This window comes from Phocaeicola coprophilus DSM 18228 = JCM 13818 (genome assembly GCF_000157915.1).
Taxonomy (GTDB): domain Bacteria; phylum Bacteroidota; class Bacteroidia; order Bacteroidales; family Bacteroidaceae; genus Phocaeicola; species Phocaeicola coprophilus.
This window is the reverse complement of sequence record NZ_EQ973643.1, coordinates 542,093-564,137: the sequence shown is the minus strand read 5'-3', so window position 1 is coordinate 564,137 and position 22,045 is coordinate 542,093. Positions and strand designations below refer to the sequence as shown.

General features: G+C 46.7%; 18 protein-coding genes. 14 read left to right on the top strand and 4 right to left on the bottom strand.

Going from position 1 to position 22,045, the window contains the following annotated elements; translation table 11 throughout:
* The first annotated feature begins 37 nt into the window (after window positions 1–37).
* Genes BACCOPRO_RS10375 through BACCOPRO_RS10345 form a run of 7 tightly spaced genes read left to right on the top strand, consistent with a single transcriptional unit; the run spans window position 38 to window position 9,966 of the window.
* Window positions 38–3,262, top strand: coding sequence for an efflux RND transporter permease subunit (locus BACCOPRO_RS10375; protein ID WP_008143414.1), 3,225 nt, complete (start codon window positions 38–40; stop codon window positions 3,260–3,262).
* Window positions 3,263–3,272: 10 nt separating this feature from the next.
* On the top strand, window positions 3,273–4,655 hold the full coding sequence (locus tag BACCOPRO_RS10370; RefSeq protein ID WP_008143413.1) for a TolC family protein: 1,383 nt from the start codon (window positions 3,273–3,275) through the stop codon (window positions 4,653–4,655).
* A gap of 22 nt (window positions 4,656–4,677) precedes the next feature.
* Window positions 4,678–5,445, top strand: coding sequence for an acyl-ACP--UDP-N-acetylglucosamine O-acyltransferase (gene lpxA, locus BACCOPRO_RS10365; protein ID WP_008143411.1), 768 nt, complete (start codon window positions 4,678–4,680; stop codon window positions 5,443–5,445).
* Window positions 5,446–5,453: 8 nt separating this feature from the next.
* Window positions 5,454–6,098, top strand: a complete 645-nt coding sequence (locus tag BACCOPRO_RS10360) for a TetR/AcrR family transcriptional regulator (protein WP_008143409.1) — start codon at window positions 5,454–5,456, stop codon at window positions 6,096–6,098.
* A gap of 50 nt (window positions 6,099–6,148) precedes the next feature.
* On the top strand, window positions 6,149–7,534 hold the full coding sequence (locus tag BACCOPRO_RS10355) for an SGNH/GDSL hydrolase family protein (protein WP_008143407.1): 1,386 nt from the start codon (window positions 6,149–6,151) through the stop codon (window positions 7,532–7,534).
* Window positions 7,521–8,483, top strand: coding sequence for an SGNH/GDSL hydrolase family protein (locus BACCOPRO_RS10350; protein ID WP_008143405.1), 963 nt, complete (start codon window positions 7,521–7,523; stop codon window positions 8,481–8,483). The genes BACCOPRO_RS10355 and BACCOPRO_RS10350 overlap by 14 nt, the downstream gene beginning before the upstream one ends.
* Entirely contained in the window at window positions 8,461–9,966 is a 1,506-nt protein-coding gene (locus BACCOPRO_RS10345; protein WP_008143403.1) for an MBOAT family O-acyltransferase, read from the top strand. Before BACCOPRO_RS10350 ends, BACCOPRO_RS10345 begins: the two co-directional genes overlap by 23 nt.
* A 399-nt stretch (window positions 9,967–10,365) precedes the next feature.
* Here BACCOPRO_RS10345 and rfbB read toward each other — a convergent pair whose 3' ends face one another.
* Together rfbB and BACCOPRO_RS10335 are read right to left on the bottom strand one after the other, a co-directional pair.
* Complete coding sequence (gene rfbB / locus BACCOPRO_RS10340) at window positions 10,366–11,505, bottom strand: dTDP-glucose 4,6-dehydratase (RefSeq protein ID WP_022277710.1); 1,140 nt, start codon at window positions 11,503–11,505, stop codon at window positions 10,366–10,368.
* A 70-nt stretch (window positions 11,506–11,575) separates the two neighbouring features.
* Entirely contained in the window at window positions 11,576–12,067 is a 492-nt protein-coding gene (locus BACCOPRO_RS10335; RefSeq protein WP_008143398.1) for a metallophosphoesterase family protein, read from the bottom strand.
* A gap of 63 nt (window positions 12,068–12,130) precedes the next feature.
* Here BACCOPRO_RS10335 and BACCOPRO_RS10330 point away from each other — a divergent pair, with 63 nt between their 5' ends.
* Complete coding sequence (locus BACCOPRO_RS10330) at window positions 12,131–14,224, top strand: RNA degradosome polyphosphate kinase (RefSeq protein WP_008143397.1); 2,094 nt, start codon at window positions 12,131–12,133, stop codon at window positions 14,222–14,224.
* A 133-nt stretch (window positions 14,225–14,357) separates the two neighbouring features.
* A complete protein-coding gene (locus BACCOPRO_RS10325; RefSeq protein ID WP_008143396.1) occupies window positions 14,358–14,663 on the top strand; it encodes a hypothetical protein in 306 nt (101 codons plus the stop codon).
* Window positions 14,664–14,800: 137 nt separating this feature from the next.
* Here the strand turns inward: BACCOPRO_RS10325 and BACCOPRO_RS10320 are convergent, their stop codons facing one another.
* On the bottom strand, window positions 14,801–15,433 hold the full coding sequence (locus BACCOPRO_RS10320; RefSeq protein ID WP_008143395.1) for a cytidylate kinase-like family protein: 633 nt from the start codon (window positions 15,431–15,433) through the stop codon (window positions 14,801–14,803).
* An 82-nt stretch (window positions 15,434–15,515) separates the two neighbouring features.
* Window positions 15,516–16,880, bottom strand: a complete 1,365-nt coding sequence (locus tag BACCOPRO_RS10315) for an MATE family efflux transporter (protein WP_008143394.1) — start codon at window positions 16,878–16,880, stop codon at window positions 15,516–15,518.
* A 166-nt stretch (window positions 16,881–17,046) separates the two neighbouring features.
* On the opposite strand from BACCOPRO_RS10315, the gene BACCOPRO_RS10310 reads away from it, so the two are divergent.
* From BACCOPRO_RS10310 to BACCOPRO_RS10290, 5 genes are all read left to right on the top strand, one after another.
* Window positions 17,047–18,423, top strand: a complete 1,377-nt coding sequence (locus BACCOPRO_RS10310; RefSeq protein ID WP_040311422.1) for a S8 family peptidase — start codon at window positions 17,047–17,049, stop codon at window positions 18,421–18,423.
* Between the two features lie 7 nt (window positions 18,424–18,430).
* Window positions 18,431–19,741 (top strand): exodeoxyribonuclease VII large subunit, encoded by a 1,311-nt coding sequence (gene xseA / locus BACCOPRO_RS10305; protein WP_008143391.1) that lies wholly within the window; start codon window positions 18,431–18,433, stop codon window positions 19,739–19,741.
* Window positions 19,742–19,745: 4 nt separating this feature from the next.
* The gene (gene xseB, locus BACCOPRO_RS10300; protein WP_008143390.1) at window positions 19,746–19,958 is read left to right on the top strand and encodes an exodeoxyribonuclease VII small subunit; all 213 of its coding nucleotides are present in this window, start codon (window positions 19,746–19,748) and stop codon (window positions 19,956–19,958) included.
* 88 nt (window positions 19,959–20,046) lie between these two features.
* Complete coding sequence (locus BACCOPRO_RS10295; RefSeq protein WP_008143388.1) at window positions 20,047–21,066, top strand: branched-chain amino acid aminotransferase; 1,020 nt, start codon at window positions 20,047–20,049, stop codon at window positions 21,064–21,066.
* A gap of 426 nt (window positions 21,067–21,492) precedes the next feature.
* Window positions 21,493–22,045: HlyD family secretion protein (locus BACCOPRO_RS10290; RefSeq protein ID WP_008143384.1), on the top strand; the 553-nt coding region annotated here is incomplete at its 3' end.

The window sequence follows — 22,045 nt, the reverse complement described above, 5'->3', positions numbered from 1 at the left end:
TGAACAATTTATTCGTATAATATTAGTAAGGAATAGAATGAAACTAGATAAATTTATTAACCGTCCGGTGCTGTCAACGGTAATTTCTATCTTGATAGTTATTCTGGGTGTGATTGGTCTGGCTACCCTGCCAGTTACACAATATCCGGACATTGCGCCTCCTACCGTGTCGGTAAGAGCTTCATATACGGGTGCCAATGCGCAGACTGTATTGAATTCAGTAGTAGCTCCATTGGAAGACCAGATCAATGGTGTTGAAAACATGATGTATATTCAGTCTAGTGCATCAAACAATGGTTCTGCAGATATCAGTGTATATTTTAACCAGGGTACTGATCCGGATATGGCTGCGGTTAACGTTCAGAACCGTGTTTCTATGGCACAGGGTCTGTTGCCTGCCGAAGTAACCAAAGTCGGTGTAACTACTCAGAAACGTCAGAACTCTATGTTGTTGATCTTCTCTCTGTACGATGCAGAAGATAAATATAACATTGAGTTTATTGAAAACTACGCGAAGATCAACCTGATTCCGGAAGTTCAGCGTGTGAAAGGTGTGGGTGATGCCAATGTGATGGGACAGGATTACTCCATGCGTATCTGGTTGAAACCGGATGTTATGGCACAATATAACCTGGTACCGTCTGATATTTCCGGTGTATTGGCAGAACAGAACATCGAAGCCGCACCCGGACAATTCGGTGAACGTGGTAATCAGACGTTCCAATATACCATCCGTTATAAGGGACGTTTGCAGCAGACGGAAGAATTCGAAGACATCGTTATTAAAGCGTTGCCTAATGGAGAAGTTCTCCGTTTGGGAGATGTTGCCCGTATCGAGCTGGGACGTTTGGCCTATACCTTTAATAATACAGTAAACGGTCATAAGGCTGTAACCTGTATCGTATTCCAGATGGCAGGAACCAATGCAACTGAAACAATCAATAATTTGCTTGATGTTATCAGCAAGGCAGAAGAAAGCTTGCCGGCAGGTTTGAAGATTAACGTTGCACAAAATGCAAATGACTTCTTGTATGCATCTATCCATGAAGTTATCAAAACTTTGATCGAAGCATTTATCCTTGTGTTTATTGTGGTGTATGTCTTCTTGCAGGATATGCGCTCTACTTTGATTCCGGCAATTGCCATCCCGGTTGCCTTGATTGCTACATTCTTTGTTTTGAAGCTGATCGGCTTTAGTGTGAATTTGTTGACATTGTCAGCGATGGTGCTTGCCATTGCGATTGTGGTCGATGATGCCATCGTTGTGGTGGAAGGTGTACATGCGAAGTTGGATCAAGGATATAAATCTTCCCGGGAAGCTTCCATTGATGCCATGAGTGAACTGGGTGGAGCTCTGGTTTCTATTACACTGGTCATGATGTCAGTGTTTATTCCGGTAAGTTTCATGGGTGGTACGGCAGGTACGTTCTATCGTCAGTTTGGTATCACTATGGCTATTTCTATTGCATTCTCAGCTTTGAATGCGTTGACTTTGTCTCCGGCTTTGTGTGCCATTTTCTTGAAACCGCATGATTCTGAGCATAAGCCTAAGAAGATGAGTATGGTGGATCGTTTCCACGCTTCATTCAATGCAGCTTATGATTCTTTGCTGAAGAGTTACAAGAAACGTGTTGTATTCTTTATCCATAAGAAATGGTTATCAATGGGTCTGGTAGCAGCATCTATTGTTCTGCTTATGTTCTTCATGAAGATTACTCCTACAGGTATGGTTCCTAATGAAGATACAGGTACCATCATGGGTGCAGTGACACTGCCTCCTGGTACTTCACAGGAACGTGCGATGGAAGTTCTGGCAAAGGTAGATAGCTTGGTTGCCGCAGAGCCTGCTGTTGAATCCCGTACTATTATCTCCGGATATAGTTTTATCGGTGGTCAGGGACCTTCTTACGGTTCTGTCATTATCAAGTTGAAAGACTGGGAAGAGCGTTCCATGATGCAGAACTCTGATATCATTTATGCAACCTTGTTTATGCGTGCACAGAAAGTGATTAAGGATGCACAGGTATTGTTCTTTGCTCCTCCGATGATCCCGGGATATTCTGTATCAAGTGATATTGAGTTGAATATGCAGGATAAGACAGGTGGTAGTCTGGATCACTTCTTTGAAGTTGTAAATAACTATAGAACAGCTTTGGAAGCACGTCCGGAAATTAACTCAGCAAGAACTACTTTCAACCCGAGCTTCCCGCAGTATCAGCTGGATATCGATGCTGCTGCCTGTAAAAAGGCGGGAATCAGCCCGAGTGACATCCTTTCTACCATGCAGGGATATTTCGGTGGTCTGTATGCATCTAACTTCAACCGTTTCGGTAAGATGTATCGTGTAATGATTCAGGCTGAACCCGATGCAACCAAGAATATGGAGTCTTTGAATCGAATCAAGGTTCGCAGTGGTAATGAAATGGCTCCTATTACTCAGTTTGTCAGCATGAAGAAAGTATATGGTCCGGATATCATCAACCGCTTTAACCTGTATACATCAATGAAAGTCATGGTGGCTCCGGCTTCAGGATATACATCAGGTCAGGCTTTGCAGGCTATTGCGGAAGTTGCCAAGGAAAACTTACCGACCGGATTTGGTTATGAATTGGGAGGTATGGCACGTGAAGAGGCTTCTACAAGTGGTAGTACGACAGGTCTTATCTTCGTTCTTTGTTTCGTATTTGTATACCTGTTGTTGAGTGCTCAGTATGAAAGTTACATTCTTCCGTTGGCTGTATTGCTTTCAGTACCGTTTGGTTTGATGGGTAGCTTCATTTTCGTCAATGGTTTCAGTGCCCTGGGAAGCATACCTGCTCTGAAGATGATTATCGGATCTATGTCCAATGACATTTACATGCAGATTGCCTTGATTATGTTGATGGGTCTGTTGGCTAAGAATGCGATTTTGATTGTTGAGTTCGCTCTTGACCGCCGTAAGCAGGGAATGAGTATATCCTGGGCAGCCGTATTGGGTGCTGCAGCTCGTTTGCGACCGATCTTGATGACCTCTCTTGCAATGATCGTCGGTTTGCTTCCGTTGATGTTTGCATTCGGTGTAGGTGCTCACGGTAACCGTACACTGGGATCTTCAGCCATCGGTGGTATGTTGATTGGTATGATTCTGCAGATCTTCATTGTTCCGGTATTGTTTGTAATCTTCCAGTGGTTGCAGGAAAAGGTTAAACCGATGGAATGGGATAGCTTGGACGAAAGTGAAGTGGAAGCAGAGATTGAACAGTATTCTCCTACTAAAAAATGATTAGACGAACATGAAGAAACAGATAATAGGAATGATGTGTCTGGCTGCTATGATGAGCAGTTGCCACATTTACAAATCATACGATCGTCCGGAAACGATAGATGCTTCAGGCATCTATCGTGATCCGGCATCAGCAACGGACACGCTGGCTGCTGATACGACCAATATGGGAAATCTGCCATGGAAGGATATTTTCCGCGATGCCAAGTTGCAAGCTTTGATCGAAGAAGGGCTGGCAAATAATGTGGACATGCAGGCAGCAGCTCTTCGTGTACAGGAAGCAAAGGTAATGTTGACATCTGCAAAGTTGTCTTATTTACCTTCCATCAACCTGGTTCCTCAGGGAACAGCTACCAGCATGGATGGAGGCACTTATGTAAAGGCTTATCAGTTGCCGGTTGCAGCAAGCTGGGAACTTGACTTCTTCGGAAAGATTCTGAATACCAAACGTGGCCAGAAAGTAGCATACGAACAAAGCAAGTATTCAGAGCAGGCCGTACGCTCTCAGATTATTTGTGGCATTGCCAATATATATTACTCTTTGCTGATGCTTGACCGTCAGGTAGAGATTACGACTGAAACAGCTGCTATCTATAAGGAAAATGTCCGTGTCATGGAAGCTATGAAAATAGCCGGTATGACAACTGAAGCTGCCGTTGCCCAGATGCGTGCTGCCAGTCATCAGGTAGAAGCTTCGCTGATGGAGTTGAAACGTCAGGTTCGTGAGACTGAGAACTCTCTGTCTGTTCTGCTGGCAAAAGCTCCGCAGACGATTGACCGCAATACGCTGGATGAACAGGTGATGCCGGAAGAACTGGCTGCCGGTGTTCCGATGCAGTTGCTTGAAAACCGTCCGGATGTGAAGATTGCAGAAATGACTCTGGCTTCGGCTTATTATACAACGAACTCAGCACGTGCTGCTTTCTATCCGGGACTGAACATTACGGCTACTGCCGGCTGGACAAACGGTTCTGGTATTTCTGTGGCAAATCCCGGACAGTTCATGCTGCAGGCACTGGCTTCTCTGGCTCAGCCGATTTTCAATCACGGCAAGCTGATTGCTAATTTGAAGGTATCCAAGGCAGAAGAAAAGATTGCCCGGATGAATTACCAGCAGACTATTCTGGAAGCAGGTAAGGAAGTGAGCGATGCTTTGTATCTGTTTGATACGCAGAATAAGAAACTGATCGAAGATCGTGGACAGGTTGAACAGCTGGATAAGGCAGTTACTTATACGAAAGCTTTGTTCCAGAGTGGAGATGCAACTTATCTGGAAATTCTGACCGCCCAGCAGAATCTGTTGAGCGCCCAGTTGAGTGAAGTTTCTGATAATTTCCAGCGCATGCAGGCTGTTATCAATCTGTACAGCGCATTGGGAGGCGGTAGAGAATAAGTAACCTTAAAAATATGTAACTATGATTAGTCCTTTGGCTTATGTAGATCCTTCTGCAAAGATCGGATCCAATGTAACGGTTCATCCGTTTGCCTATATCGACAAGAATGTCGAAATAGGCGATAATAATGTCATTATGCCCTATGCCAGCATTATGAGTGGTGCGCGTATAGGAAACGGAAATACGATTTATCAGGGAGCGGTGATTGCAGCCGTTCCTCAGGATTTTGCGTTTACGGGCGAAGAAACGATCGCACGTATCGGTAATGACAATGTGATTCGTGAGAATGCCGTGATTATTCGTGCCACACATGCCGGACATGAAACAAAGGTGGGTGATGGAAACTTTATCATGACGGGAGCACGTTTGTCGCATGATGTAGAAGTCGGTAACCGCTGTATTATCGGTAACGGCTCTCAGGTATCCGGTAACTGCCGGATTTATGACTGCGCGATTCTGACTTCAAATGTCCTGATGCAGGGTAATACCCGTTTGGGAAGTTACTCCATCGTGCAGGGAGGTTGCCGTTTTATCAAGGATATCCCTCCGTTTATTGTTGCTGCTCACGAGCCGATCGCTTTCTATAGCATCAATACGAAGGTGCTGGAGCATGCCGGTTTCTCAGAAACACTGATCAAACATATTGCTCAGGCTTATCGTATTCTTTACAAGGCCAATACATCGCAGCGCGATGCTTTGCTCCGTATCAAGGAACAGATTCCTAACGGACCGGAGATCGAACAGATCATTGAGTTTGTACAGACTTCTCAGTTGGGAATTATCCATTAATAGCGGGTATGGAGACGTTAAGACGAAAGAGAAATGACAAGGTAAAGCTGAAAGAACAAATTGTGGAAACCGCAATGGAGGCTTTCACAAAGTTGGGAATCCGGTGTGTACGCATGGATGACATCGCTCTTTCCCTTTCCATCTCCAAACGCACTTTGTACGAACTGTTTCGTGACAAGGAAAATCTTTTGCTTGAAGGATTGCGTATGCAACAGCAGCAAGTGAACGAAGCAATGATTGAGGTTACCACCAGGACTGAAAATGTCCTGGAGGTAATCTTTGCTTTTTATAAAAGAAAGTTGTCAGAACTCTGTAACCTGAATCCTCAGTTCTTTCGGGATCTGCGTAAATATCCCAAGGTGTTGGACTATATGCGTGAAGAACGGAAAAAATATGATTCGGCAATTTTGAAGTATTTCAATAGGGGAGTAGAGCAGGGAATCTTCCGTCCTGATATAAATTTTGATATCATCAATCAGGCAATGGTTATGCAGATGGACCTGCTGATCTATTCCGATATGCTCGAGAGTTATCCGCTTGTGGAGATTTATAGCGAGATAACCCTGCTGCATATGAGAGGCATCACGACGCGGAAAGGCTCTGAAATGGTCGATGCTTTTTTATGCCAAATGAAGGAAAAGCAGTTCGTTTAGAACGAAGTCCTCAAAAAACCGCTATCTTTGCATCGTTTTAGCGGTAAATCATGAAAAATAAAATAGTTGCTACGTTTCTTTTGACGCTTCTGGTCGTAGTGGGCCTGGAAGCCATGTATTTTCTCCCCAAGCTGTCGTTGGGAGGAAAACCTTTGCGAAGAGTAGATCTGCTGTCAGATGTACGTCCGGATAAGGTCGAACCTGCTCCGCTGGTTGCCGATTCGGATACACTGGTACTTCCGCCTCCGGTACGTCCTGCATTTGTTGATACATGCAAGACGGGGCTGACATGCATTGAAGACTATTCCGATTCGACGAAACGTGGCGGTCTCCGTTTCTTTTATGAAGCGTTGCTGCAGAGACAGTCGCTCGGACGTCCTGTCCGCATTGCTTATTTCGGCGACTCTTTCATCGAGGCAGACATCCTGACCTCTGACCTGCGCAATATGTTGCAGAAACGTTTTGGCGGATGCGGGGTAGGATATGTGCAGGTGACTTCCCGTATCTCCGGTTACCGTCCCACGGTAGGTCATTCTTTCTCGGGATGGAACAGCCATTTCACGACCGATTCCATTGGCTTTGACCGCTCCCGTCAGGATATTTCCAACTCTTATTCACAGGCTTCTGCTGGAGCTTCTGTCACCTTGAAGGGGCAGCGCAAGTATACTTCCCTGCTGGATACCTGCCAGGTATCTACTTTCTATCTGCTGGCTCCCGATTCGGTGGTCTTGTCGGCTGAGGTAAACGGCCGGGAACCGGTGACTTATGCTCTGGCTGGTGATAGTGCATTGCAGGCCGTTTCCGTCAGAGGTAATATCGGAAGTGTTCGCTGGAAAGTGTTGAAGTCGGCTCCGAATGCCCTGTTTTATGGAGTGACGATGGATCCCGAGAGCGGAATCGTGGTCGATAATTTCAGTACGAGAGGCAGCAGCGGTCAGCAGCTGGGAAACATTCCGATGAAAATCTTGAGAGATTACAACCGTCTGCGTCCGTATGATCTGATTGTTCTTCAGTATGGACTGAATGTCGCTTTCGAAGGCGGAGTGAACTATTCTTATTATAAGAATCCGATGATTAAAGTGGTAGAACACCTGAGAAAAGCCTTTCCTCAGGCTTCGATTCTGATTGTCGGAGTGGGCGACCGTGAATATCGTGATGAAGACGGCAACTTGCGCACCATGCCGGGCGTGAAGAATCTGATCCGTTATCAGCAGGCCCTGGCCGCTGAAACACACACGGCCTTCTGGAACATGTATGAAGCAATGGGAGGAGAAGGAAGTATCGTTGATATGGTAAACAGCAAGCCTTCCATGGCCAATTATGATTATACGCACATTAATTTCCGGGGTGGCAAGCATCTGGCAGGCATCCTGTTTGAAACCCTGATGTACGGTATGGAGCAATATGAGAAACGCAAAGCCTATGAAACTGAGTAGTACCGGGATATGGAAGCTTTTCTGGATTGTTCTGCTGTGTCTGCCGGGCTGGAAGGAGATGCATGCACAAGATCCGCTTCCGGAACAGCCGCCGCATGACAAGAATTCGGGGCCGGTGTATTCCAGCAGTGAGATGCAGAAGCTGATGCGTTTTGTGGAGGTCGAAGACCCCATGCCGGCATCGTTCAAGAATACACAGGAGAACCGGATTGATGATCCCACCGGTTCACTGAACGCATTCTGGGAATCCCTGCAACGGCTGGACCGTCCTGTGCGGATTGTACACATCGGTGATTCGCACGTGCGAGGGCATGTTTTCCCTTATATTATGCGCAAGGCACTGGAAGCCGATTTCGGAAGTGAGGCCGTGGTTGATCAGCCGGTGACCTACCGTTCTTCGGGACTGGCTCAGGAAACGGGTGTTTCGGGCATCGTTTACCACATCATGGGCATAAACGGAGCGACATGTGCTTCTTTCTCTACCCCTGAAAATCTGCACGCTGTGGCGGGACTGGATCCCGATCTGATCATCGTGTCGTTTGGAACCAACGAGGCTCATGGAAGAAACTATTCTGCCGAAGAACACAGACGGCAGCTTACCAGCTTTTTTACGGAACTGAAAAACCGCTGTCCGCATGCTGCTTTTCTGCTGACCACTCCTCCGGGAGCTTATATGCGCAGCGGAAGACGGGGAAAAACCATCAACACCCGTACTCCCCGTGTGGTGGAAACGGAGAAACGTTTTGCCGCAGACAACGGGCTGGCACTCTGGGATCTTTATGACATTGCCGGAGGACAGGAACGGGCTTGCCGCAACTGGACGGCTGCTAATATGTTCCAGCGTGACCGGATTCATTTCACGCAAGAGGGTTATGTTTTGCAAGGATTATTATTACATGAAGCATTTATAAAGGCATACAACGATTATGTGGCAACTAAACTGGACTGATACAACTTTGATTGACTGGCACAAACTGGCTGAAGTACTGACTTATGATCCCCGGCAGCCGATGATTTTCAGCAGCGGAGTATTTCTGTTGCTCTTTCTGGGATTCAGCTTTGTCTATATGCTTTTGCAGAAACGGACAACGGCCCGTCTGCTGTTCGTCACACTGTTCTCTTATTATTTCTATTATAAGAGCAGCGGTGTTTATTTCTTTCTGCTGGGTACTGTAACGGTAACCGACTTCTGGCTAGCTCACGTCATGGACCGCACCCAGTCGCCGCTGAAGCGGAAAGGGCTTGTGGCAACCAGTCTGCTGGTCAACCTCGGTCTGCTCTGTTATTTCAAGTATACCAATTTCTTCTATGAGATGCTGGCTCCCTTGTGGGGAGGCGAATTCCATCCGCTGGACATATTCCTGCCGGTGGGCATTTCGTTCTTTACATTTCAGTCACTCAGTTATACCATTGATGTCTATCGTCGCGATCTCCGTCCGCTGGACAGTCTGCTGGACTATGCTTTTTATGTATCGTTCTTTCCGCAGCTTGTGGCCGGACCGATTGTGCGGGCCCGTGACTTTATTCCCCAGATCCGCCGTCCGCTCTACGTCAGTTCCGAGATGTTCGGACAGGGAATTTTCCTGATCGTCAGCGGTCTGTTCAAGAAAGCTGTGATTTCCGACTACATCAGTGTCAATTTCGTAGAACGAATCTTCGACAATCCCGGCCTGTATTCCGGTGTCGAAAATCTTTTCGGCGTTTATGGATATGCCCTGCAGATCTATTGCGATTTCTCCGGATACAGTGATATGGCTATCGGCATCGCCCTTCTGCTGGGATTCCGCTTCCCGATCAACTTCAATTCGCCCTATAAGTCTGACAGTGTGACCGACTTCTGGCACCGCTGGCATATTTCGCTTTCAACCTGGTTGCGCGATTACCTTTATATTTCGCTGGGAGGTAACCGCAAAGGGAAATTCCGTACCTATGTCAATCTGATTCTGACCATGCTGCTGGGCGGGCTCTGGCATGGTGCTTCGTGGAACTTCATTGTGTGGGGAGGACTTCATGGCGTGGCACTGGCCGTTCATAAGTTCTTCCGCAGTCTGCTGAAGCGTCCCAAGACGTACCGCAGTACGGGAATCCGTCGCTTCTTTGCGGTACTGATCACTTTCCATTTCGTATGCTTCTGCTGGATTTTCTTCCGCAATACCACATTCGAGGCTTCGCTGACAATGATCCGTCAGATCGGTACAGCCTTTCATCCGGAAGTATTCGTACAGCTCGTCACGGGCTACTGGAAAGTCTTTGCACTGATGGGAGTGGGCTATCTGCTTCACTGGTGTCCCGACCGCTGGCAGGATGCCTGCGGACGTCTGGTGGTCCGTACTCCGCTGGTCGGTCAGGCTCTTCTGCTCATTGCACTGATCTGGCTGGTCATTCAGGTAAAGAGTAGCGACATTCAGCCGTTTATTTATTTCCAGTTCTGATTTTCAATGGCTTCGGCGGCTCGGAAAAACGTCCCGACGTTTTGTCTGATTCGCCGAATTCTTTTTCTGTAAACGCCGAAACGTTTTTTTAAAAGCCCTCGGGCTTTGCTGCACTATCTCGCAAGGTTCTGAAAAGCGCTGTCCGGATGCTTCTGCACGATGGAGCAGGGGACCGCACAATGCCTCTGCAACGACCGCACGATTGAGCCCCAACGACCGCACGATCGGGCTCCAACGACCGCATAATCCGGCCCCAACGACCGCACGATTTCCGGCCGTCATGCGGACAGAAAAACGGATGACCCCGGTTCCCCTTGCCCGAAGGCAGAAAGAGACTGAGGTCATCCGTCAGAAGAGCTTCCGTATCAGGAAGTTCCCGAAGAGAAGCCGGCTGTCTGATTACCGGTTCTTATACATATTCTCGTAATAATTCTGATAGTCACCGCTTGTTACGCTGTTCACCCATTCCTGATTGTTCAGATACCAGATGATGGTCTTCACGATACCGTCTTCGAACTTGGTTTCCGGATACCAGCCCAGTTCGTTGGTAATCTTTGTCGGGTCGATGGCATAACGCTGGTCGTGTCCCAGACGGTCTTTGACGAAAGTGATCAGTGAATCGTTGATCCAGTCGATACTGATATTGCCGTTGGCGTCCAGTTCCTTTTTCTTCAGCACCTTGCGGTAAGCAGGTTCTTCCGTCATCAGTCGCCGGATGGTCTCGATGGTCAGTTTCACGATCTCGATGTTCTGTTTTTCGTTGTGTCCGCCCACGTTGTAGATTTCTCCGTTGCGTCCTTTGCGTACCACCAGATCGATGGCTTTGCAGTGATCTTCCACATACAGCCAGTCGCGGACATTCGATCCGTTGCCATATACGGGGAGACGCTTGCCTTCAAGGATATTCTTGATGATCAGCGGAATCAGTTTTTCGGGGAAATGATAGGGGCCGTAGTTGTTCGAACAGCGTGTGATGGTTACCGGCATCTTGTACGTATCGCGGTAAGCGGTAACGATAAGGTCTGCACTGGTCTTGGATGCGCTGTACGGACTGTGCGGGCAGAGAGGGGTTTCTTCGGTGAAGTAACCTTCAGGGCCCAGTGAGCCATATACTTCATCGGTGGAAACCTGATGGAAACGGACATCCTTTCTCCAGGTAGGATAGCCGAACTCATCTTTTCCTGTTACCCAGGCACGGCGGGCTGCGTCCAGCAGGTTTTGTGTACCCAGAATGTTAGTTTGCAGGAAAAGCTGCGGGTTGTCGATGCTGCGGTCCACATGGCTTTCGGCTGCGAAGTTCACGATATAGTCGAACTTGTAATCCGCGAACAGCTGATCGGCCAGACTGCGGTCGCAAATATTACCTTTTACGAAGTAGCAGCGTTCGTTGTCGATATCTTTGGAGATAGTGGCCAGATTGCCTGCATACGTCAGGGCGTCAAGCACTACTACCCGGATGTCGTCGTGTTTGGCCAGGATGTATTTCAGATAATTGGCACCGATAAATCCGGCTGCTCCTGTGACTAGATAAGTTTTCATATTTGTTTGTTCTGTTTTGCCTGCAAATTTCGGAAAGATTTTCTGAAGCGACAAGCATTTTTTTTAGTTTTTACTTGTTGAGTTCTATAACCTCCAAGTCTGAAAATTTTCCGTTCTCAATAGTGAAACGGATCAGGGTACGTACCTGGTGAAAGCCATATTTTCCTGCTGCCCCCGGATTGATGTGCAGCAGTCCCAGCCGGTTGTCATATTTTACTTTCAGGATATGGGAATGTCCGCTGATGAAAAGGGCCGGGGGATTGGTACGCAGAAGGTCGCGTACCGACGGATCGTAACGTCCGGGATAGCCTCCGATATGCTTCATCAGTACGTCGGCTCCTTCGATGGTGAAGCGTTGTATTTCGGGAAAGTGCAGGCGGAGATCCTGTCCGTCAATGTTTCCGTAGACGGCTCTCAGCGGGCGGAAAGCCTGCAGCCGTTCTGCGATGTCGGGTGAGCCGATGTCTCCGGCGTGCCAGATTTCGTCGCATGGCTCGAAATAGTTCAGATAACGTTCATCCCAGTATCCGTGGGTGTCTGACAAAAGTCCGATTCTTATCATGTTTTTCTTTGTTTTCTCGGACAAAGATACTATTTTTGAGGAAACCTTGGAACGTGAAAGTATATGGAAAACCTATACAGATATTTCGACCGCGACATCAGCTGGCTTTCGTTCAACTATCGCGTGTTGCTTGAGGCAGACAATGATTCGCTTCCCCTTTATGAGCGGATCAATTTCATTGCCATTTATTCGTCAAACCTGGAAGAGTTCTATAAAGTACGTGTGGCAGAACATAAGGCTGTGGCTTCGGGAGGCAAGAGCGACGGTATGTCGGTTGATGAGGCCCGCCGCCTGATTCATGAAATCAAGGAGCGTGTGAATGCCCAGCTGGACGACCGCGTGCGGATTTACGAACAGAAGATTCTGCCTGCCCTCCGGGCCAATCATATTATCTTTTATCAGGGCCGTCAGGAGGTGGAGCCTTTCCATAAAGAGTTTATATCCCGTTTCTTCCGTGAGGAACTTTTCCCATATCTACAGCCTGTCAAAGTGGAACAGGGAAAGGTGCGTATGTTTCTGCGTGACAAACGCTTTTATCTGGCTGTCCGGTTGCGCAGCCGTGACACGGGAGAAAGGGCGTTTTATATTCTGAAGATCCCCCACAGCAAAGTCCCCCGTTTTGTGGTACTTCCGCCGAAGGACGGCAATTACTACCTGATGTTTCTGGAAGACATTATCAAGATGAATCTGAATGAAATATTTACAGGTTACGAGGAGGAATGCAGCTATTGCTGTAAGATTTCGCGTGATGCCGATGTATTTGTTGATGATGTTCCTCCTGAAAATATGGTGGAACAGCTGAAGGAGAAGGTCAAGAAACGCAAGATCGGAGCGATCTGCCGTTTTGTGTATGACCGCAAGATGCCGGACGATTTTCTGGACTTTCTGGTAGAAGCGTTCGGAATCAACCGCGAGGAACTGGTTCCGGGTGACAAACACCTGAATCTGGAAGATCTTTCTTCGCTTCCTAACCCCAGCCCGGTCAATCTTTCTTTGTCGAAGCCGGCTCCCATGCGCCTGCCGGGGCTTGACGGCAAGCATTTCATGTATCGCCGCATTGCTCAGCGGGATCTGCTGCTTTATTATCCTTATTACAGCTTTGATCATTTCATCCGTTTCCTTTATGAAGCGGTACACGATTCTCAGTGCCGTGAGATTATGATTACGCAATACCGCGTGGCCGAGCATTCGGAGGTGATCGGTGCACTGATTGCCGCAGCGCAGAACGGAAAGCGCGTGACGGTATTTGTGGAACTGAAGGCCCGCTTTGATGAGGAGAACAACCTGGCAACCGCCGAACTGATGCGCAAGGCCGGCATTCATATTATCTTCAGTATTCCGGGGCTGAAGGTGCATGCAAAGGTGGCATTGGTGCTTCGGGCCGACAGAAACGGAAAGCCTTTGCGTAGCTATGCTTATGTAAGCACGGGTAATTTCAATGAGAAGACAGCCAGGATTTATTCGGATATTGCACTCTTCACTTGCAATCCGGCCATTGTGGAAGACATGCGTACGCTGTTTGGTGTCTTGAAACGGGAAGTGGAAACTCCGGTGTTCAAGCGTTTGCTGGTGGCCCGCTTCAACCTGCTGCCGGAACTTCGCCGCATGATCCATCATGAAATTCAGCTGGCACGCAGTGGCAAAGAAGGACGCATAATCTTGAAGATGAATGCTCTGCAGGATGAAGCCATGATTGATGAACTTTACCGGGCAAGCGAAGCCGGGGTTCAGATTGACCTGATAGTGCGCGGTATCTGCTGCCTGATTCCGGGTGAATCATTCAGCCGGAATATCCGGGTGACACGTATTGTGGACAGTTTCCTGGAACATGCACGCGTGTGGTATTTTGGTAACGGAGGAAATCCGAAACTTTTCCTGGGTTCTCCTGACTGGATGAAGCGGAATCTGTACCGGCGCATTGAGGCTGTGACACCTGTAACGGACAAGCGGCTGAAGCAGGAACTGACGGACATGCTTGAACTGCAACTTCGGGCGGACTGGAATGCCTGCTGGGTAGATAATCAGTTGAATAATGTTTTCAAGCGGCCGGGACATGAAGGAAGTATCCGTGCCCAATATGAATTTTACCGTTATCTGCAGGAACGTTACATGAAGCCGGGTGTGGAAAATGGGGATTCCACAGCTCCGGTTGTGTAATATTTCCACAATATACAGGTGGAGGCTTATTTTTAACTGGTTAATAATCAGATATCTTTTGCAAGGGACATATTTGGCATGCCCCTTGCATCATTCATAACGATAGGTTTTAATAATTAAAAGTTCAAGTGTTATGAAAAAGGTATTAGTTTTATTCTTAGGTATGGTAATGAGTGCTTCAATGATGTGGGCAGACAATGCTCCCAAGAAAGTGGAAAAATCAACAGAAGATAAACCGCAGACGGTGTATGTGGAAGTTTATCTGAATGATTTGTCAGGGGAAGTACTCGACCGGCTGGCGCAGGAAGGTGCTCTGCTGAAACAGGCTTTTATGACTTATAGTCCGGATGGCAGCCGTCTCTATAAAGTGATTGTTTTGTCAAGTGATCTGAAAGAAAAAGTAATGTATCTGACGGAAGATGGAAGAGTGGTCGGTTGACAGACTCCGTCATTCCCGACAGAGAATTGTGCCGGAAAGCACCACAGGACCGGAATCACCTTGAAAAAGTTTATGGTTTTTGGATGATTGATTGAAAATGATTCCGGTCCCTGTGTTTGCTGAAAGCAGTGTAATATCTAGTCCAGATGGAGTTTTAATTTGACAAAGTTCTTGATAAACTCCACGGTTCCGTCAATTCCCAACACTGAGGAATCAATACACAGATGATAGGTGGCAGCTGCTCCCCATGTCTTGTAGCTGTAATAATTATAATAGGAGGAGCGTTTCTTGTCAGCCTTTTCCATCAGTTCTTCTGCCTCCTCGCTGCTGATGTTGTGAAGCTTCATCAGACGTTCGATTCGTGCTTCCGGTGAGGCCGATACGAATACGTTGGCACATCGCGGGTGGTCACGCAGGATATAGTCTGCACATCGTCCTACAAACAGGCAGGACTGTTTCTCTGCCAGATGGCGTATGACATCACTCTGTATTTTAAACAGCGAATCATTGCTCAGGTATGAATTATAGGGATAGGCTCCTTCTGTGATAAAAGGAAAACGGGATCCGAACAGTCCTCCCAATATGCTTTGTGAGGCTTTTTCGTCCGCCTTCTCAAAAAACTCTCTGCACAGTCCGCTTTCTTCGGAAGCCAGATTAATCAGTTCCTTGTCATAAAAGGCAATGCCCAGCTGCTGAGCCAGCTTTTCTCCGATTTCTTTTCCGCCGCTTCCTAGCTGACGTCCCAGATTAATGACATAATGTTCACTCATAGTGTATCTTGTTTGGTTCTGTCGGAACAAAAATAAAAATTTTATTTAAGCTTCGCAAATAAAAAAAGATACTTCTTGAGGCTTATTGCTGTTGGGCTGCGTGATGGCGCTTGAAGGTCTGGAACTGTTTATAGAGCATTACTCCCGCAATCAGACTGGCAAGTGCATCTGAAATCGGCATGCTGAACCAGATTCCCTTGGCTCCCCAGAAAAGAGGAAGAATGAGCAGGCAGGGAATCAGGATAAGTACCTGACGGCTTAAAGACAGGATAATGGCTTTCTTGGCCATTCCGATGCTCTGGAAGAAGTTGGAAGTTACCATCTGGAAGCCGATAATGGGAAAGAACATGACGACTACCCGGAGTCCGTCGGCTGATAAATCGATCAGATGACGGTCGGTAGTGAAGGCTGAAACGGCCAGTTCCGGAATAAGTTCTCCGACCAGAAAGCCCGAGGTTGTGACAATCGTGGCAGCTATAACCGTGAGTTGCATGACCCGGTTGACCCGGTGATACTGCTGGGCGCCGAAGTTATAGCCGGCAATGGGCTGCATACCCTGGTTCAGTCCCATCACAATCATGACGAAGAGATATACGATGCGGTTAACGATACCGAAGGCACCGATGGCCAGGTCACCGTCATACAGTTTAAGGCCTTTATTGATCAGGATGACAATAAAGCAGGAAGCCATGTTCATCAGGAACGGAGCCATACCGATGCCGATGATATTTTCTACCAGTACGCCTTTGAGACGGTAAATGCCTTTTTGAAAGTGCAGAAGCTCTTCCTTGTTGCAGAAGATGCGGATGAGCCAGCAGAGTGAAATGATCTGTGCCAGAATGGTTGCTACGGCGGCTCCCCGGATTCCCATATTGAAGGTGTAGATGAAAAGCGGGTCGAGTATCGTGTTGATGACAACTGTCAGAATGGTAGCGATCATGGCTTTTTGCGGATGACCGGCTGAACGGAGTACAGAATTCAGTCCCAGGTACATGTGAGTGACTACATTTCCCAGCAAAATCGTGATCATATAGTCGCGTGCATAAGGTATAGTGGCCTCGCTGGCTCCGAAGAAATAAAGGATCGGGTCCAGAAAGAGCAGGGTGATGACGGTAAATATCACTCCAATGATAACGTTGAGCGAAACTACATTTCCAAGGATCTGCTGGGCCGTGAGGTAGTCTTTCTGTCCCAGCTTGACTGAAATTAAAGTGGAAGCTCCTACGCCGACCAGTGAACCAAAGGCTGCAGCCAGGTTCATGAGCGGAAAGGTAATGGCCAGACCGGAAATAGCCAGAGGACCAACTCCGTGACCGATAAAAATACTGTCCACCATATTGTAGAGAGAAGAAGCCGTCATGGCGATGATGGCCGGTACGGCATATTGTACCAATAGTTTTCTGATGTTCTCTGTTCCTAATTCCGCAGCATTTCCTTTTTGTGCCATAATATTCTTTAATTCTTGCTTTTAAGTCTTCCGTTATCCTAAAAATATTGCTGCAAAGGTACGCAATTTTTTCTGCATTCGGGAAAAGTTTGTCTATCTTTGTCGCCTGAAAAATAAATAGGATCAAGATTGATCGGATTGGTGAAAGTTTAAAAACAGTATGATGATGAATTGCGTTAAATTGGGAGTTTTGGCAGGTTTGTTGCTGGGAAGTCTGGCTTTGCCTGCGCAGAAAAGTTATAAATTCCGGGTGCAGCTGACAGACAAGCAGTCTACAACCTATTCGCTGGATAAGCCTGAAGAGTTCCTTTCTGAACGGGCTGTGCAGCGCAGAGTGCGGCAGGGGATTGCGGTTGATTCTACGGACTTGCCTGTATGCCGGGAGTATATTGAAAAACTGGAAGCCTGTGGAGCCCGCTTCCCTTCAGCCAGCAAATGGAATAATACCGTACTGATGCAGGCTGAAGATGAAAATATGGCCGGCCGTTTCCGTCAGCTTTCCTTTGTAAAGGAGGTAAAGAAGGTATGGACTTCTCCTGATTCGATACCTGCACGGGATAAGGACCGGAAGAAACAGGTCAGAAATAAATGGAACCGGACGGATGATTTTTATGGAGCAGGTGCGGAACAGATCCGGATGCATCATGGAGACAGTCTGCATCTGGCCGGATTCAAGGGAAAAGGCATGCAGATTGCGGTTATTGATGCCGGTTTCTTCAATGTGGACGAAATCAGGTTTTTCCGGAAAATGAATCTGCTGGGAGTCCGTGATTTTGTGAATCCGGCTTCGGATATTTATGAAGAGCACAGTCATGGCTTGTCTGTTCTTTCCTGTATGGCGACCAATGAACCTCATATAATGGTCGGTACGGCTCCGGAAGCAGCTTACTGGTTGCTCCGCAGCGAAGACAATGATACGGAACAGCCTGTAGAGGAGGACAACTGGGCAGCAGCCATAGAGTTTGCCGACAGTGTTGGAGTGGATGTCGTGAACACTTCTTTGGGATATTATGCTTTTGATGATTCAACGTTCAATTATCGTTACCGGGATCTGGATGGACGGACTTCACTGATGGCCTTATCGGCTGCACATGCTGCGGACAAAGGAATGCTGGTGGTATGCAGTGCCGGAAATTCAGGAGCAGGAACATGGAAAAAGATTACTCCTCCGGCTGATGCGGAAAATGTGATCACTGTAGGAGCTATTGACCGGAAAGGAATGAATGCCACTTTCTCTTCTTTGGGATATACTGCCGATGGAAGAGTAAAACCGGATGTTATGGCAGTAGGTCTGAGATCGAGTGTCGTTGGAACAGATGGGGGAGTATCCTTTGCAAATGGAACCTCTTTTGCTTCTCCGATCTTCTGTGGTCTGGCAACATGTTTGTGGCAAGCTTGTCCCTGGCTGTCTGTCCGTCAGTTGATTGAGGTCATTCATCAGTCAGGCGACCGGGCGCAATATCCGGACAATATCTTCGGTTATGGTGTGTCGGATGTCTGGAAGGCTTATCATCTGGGCCTGAAATTGAAAGACAAGAAATAAATTCACCATGCAACAGTTGGCATTATCGTTGGTTGAACTGAATGGACTGGTACGCCAGAGCATTCGGACTTGTCTGCCTGATGAATATTGGGTACAGGCAGAACTGAGTGATGTGCGGGCCAATTATTCAGGACACTGTTATCTGGAGTTTGTGCAGAAGGACCCGAAGAGCAATGCGCTTCTGGCGAAGGCCAGAGGGATTATCTGGAGTAATGTCTATATGCGGTTGAGGCCTTATTTTGAGCGTGAAACTGGTCAGGCGTTTGTCTCCGGAATCAAAGTGCTGGTGAAGGTTACGGTTGATTTTCATGAACTTTACGGCTATTCTCTGACTGTAGTGGATATTGATCCTACTTATACTTTGGGAGACATGGCCCGTCGTCGGCGGGAGATTCTGAAGCGTCTGGAGGGCGAAGGAGTGCTGACGTTGAATAAGGAACTGGATTTTCCGTATCTGACGCAGCGGATTGCCGTTATTTCTTCGGCAACGGCTGCCGGTTATGGGGACTTCTGCAATCAGTTGTTCCATAATGCATGGGGCTTTGTCTTTTATGTCCGTTTGTTCCCGGCTATCATGCAGGGAGACAAGGTGGAAGAGACCATTATCCGTGCTTTGGAGCAGATCTATCAGGAAATAGATCACTGGGATGCCGTGGTTATCATTCGTGGAGGAGGAGCGACATCCGATTTGTCCGGATTCGATACGTATGAACTGGCAGCTCATTGTGCACAGTTTCCGTTACCGGTCATTACGGGAATCGGTCATGAACGGGACGATACGGTGCTCGATATGGTCTCTCATACACGGGTTAAGACTCCGACTGCTGCTGCTGAATTTCTGATATCCCGTATGCGGGAAGTGGCAGAGGAACTGGAAAGTTACAGGGAACAGATCCGTCAGGGAGTGCCGGAACGATTGGAACGGGAAAAGGAACGTCTGGATCGCTGGGTGACCCGGATTCCGGGAAAGGTCCTGATGCGTCTGCAGGCTGAGCAGTTTCGTCAGGAGAATCTGGCCCGGCGAATGCAGATGGCATGGCAGACAAGACTGGTGCATGAGCAATACCGGCTGCAGCTGTCACAGCGTTTGACACAGGCTGTGACGGCCCGTTTGCAGAAAGAAGAACATCGGCTGGAACTGCTGGAACAGCAGGTTAAGGCTGCTTCACCGGAGGTGTTGCTGAAAAAAGGATATAGTATTACGTTGAAGAACGGCAAGGCTGTGACGGATGCGTCTGAGCTGCAACCGGGTGATGAGGTACAGACACGACTGGCAAAAGGAACAGTCAACAGCAGAATTTTAAAAATCGAAAATTAAAGATATGGCAGCAAAGAAAGAAACTTATGCGGAGGCTATCAAACGTCTGGAAGGAATTGTAGCCCGGATTGAAAGCAATGAACTGGATATTGACCAGTTGGGTGAGAATCTGAAAGAAGCACAGAAACTGATTGCTTTTTGCCGTGACAAGTTGTATAAGGCAGATACCGAAATCAAAAAGATGCTGAATGCGGATACGGAAGCCGAAGTAAAATGAAAAAACAAACAATAAAGTTGGAAAATGTAAATATAAACCGTACTTTTGCTTGCAACATTTATAAAGGATAAACATTAAATTAAATATAATGAAAGAAATTGATTGGGCTAATCTGTCATTTGGCTATATGAAGACAGATTACAACGTCCGTTGTTATTATCGCGACGGAAAGTGGGGTGAACTGGAACTTTGTTCAGAAGAAACATTGAATATTCACATGGCAGCAACTTGCTTGCATTATGGTCAGGAAGCTTTTGAAGGCTTGAAGGCTTATCGTGGAAAAGATGGTAAGATCCGTATTTTCCGTCCGGATGCAAATGCAGAACGTTTGCAAAGTACATGTCGCGGAATTTTGATGCCGGAGTTGCCGACTGAGAAATTCTGTGAGGCTATGAAAATGGTTGTCAAGGCGAATGAACGGTTTATTCCTCCTTATGAAAGTGGAGCAGCCTTGTATATCCGTCCTTTGCTGATCGGAACAGGAGCTCAGGTAGGTGTTCATCCGGCTAGCGAATATATGTTTGTTGTTTTTGTTACTCCGGTAGGACCGTACTTCAAAGGTGGCTTTGCAACCAATCCTTATGTGATTATCCGTCAGTTTGACCGTGCTGCTCCGTTGGGTACAGGTACTTATAAAGTAGGTGGAAACTATGCAGCCAGCTTGCGGGCAAATAAGATGGCTCATGATGCAGGATATGCCAGCGAATTCTATTTGGATGCAAAAGAAAAGAAATACATTGATGAATGTGGTGCAGCCAATTTCTTTGGTATCAAGGATAATACCTATATCACTCCTCTGTCAACGTCTATTCTTCCGTCTATCACAAACCGTAGTTTGATGCAGCTAGCGGAAGATATGGGATTGAAAGTAGAGCGCCGTCCGATTCCGGAAGAAGAACTGTCTACTTTCGAAGAGGCTGGTGCTTGTGGTACTGCAGCAGTAATCAGTCCGATTCAGCGTATTGATGATTTGGAAAACAATAAGTCATATGTCATTTCTAAAGATGGAAAGCCCGGACCGATCAGTGAAAAACTGTATAACAAATTGCGTGCAATCCAGTATGGAGATGAACCTGATGTTCATAATTGGGTGATGGTACTTGATTAAAATTTTTATTGAATGATATGTGATGCCTTCTTGAGTTGGAAAAGAGACTCAGGAAGGCATTTTTTATTGCTGGTAAGGTTTTCTTTTATCAGTATACTTCCGTTTTATCTGAAATTTTCCGATAGTATAAAGATTTCAGGTGTGTATGGGATCTTTCAGCTGAAATCAAACATTTCCGGTTTATATATAGCTTATAGTTCACATAAAGTTTCTTGATTCGTATGGGATTTTTTAGTTGATATAAAGTTTTTCAGTTTTAAGAAATTGTAATTATTCAACAAAACAGAAAGGCTGTCTCATTTTTGAAGACAGCCTTTCTGTTTTTAACCTAACGATAACATAAGCATAACATATTCTCTTTTTCAGAACGGTTACTTTTGTGCTATAGATTAGAAAACAAAGTAACCGTTTAAATTTTAATCAGATATGTTATTACCGAACGAATGGATAGAGAACAGTATTGAGACATACATCTATCAGCACACAACAAAATCACAGATAATCTACTGGATTGTTTTATTTGCAGTAACAGTCACATTAGTGGCACTTCCATTTATCTATGTAGATATCTCCGTACAGGGGAGTGGAGTAGTGAGACCGGTAGCGGAAAAAGCGGAAATAACTTCTTCCATTACAGAAATTGTAGATTCGGTTTTTGTAAAGGAAGGAGAGCAGGTTAACAAGGGTGACGTGATACTAAGATTCAGAACCAATAGCTCTGATTATAAAATCAATTATCAGACCAGCCGACTGAATGATTGCAGTGCGCAGCTTGCCGACCTTGCTTATCTGGCTGAGGGTGATTGTCCGAATTCCTTCAGTTCTCCAGTAAGACAACAGGAATATGCCTATTTTATCCGTAAGAAACAGGAACTGGAAACAGGATTGGCACAAGCGGAAAAGGAATATCTCAGGAATAAAACCTTGTTTGAAAAGAAAGTTATCTCTGAGGAGGAATACGACAGTTACTATTTTAAGT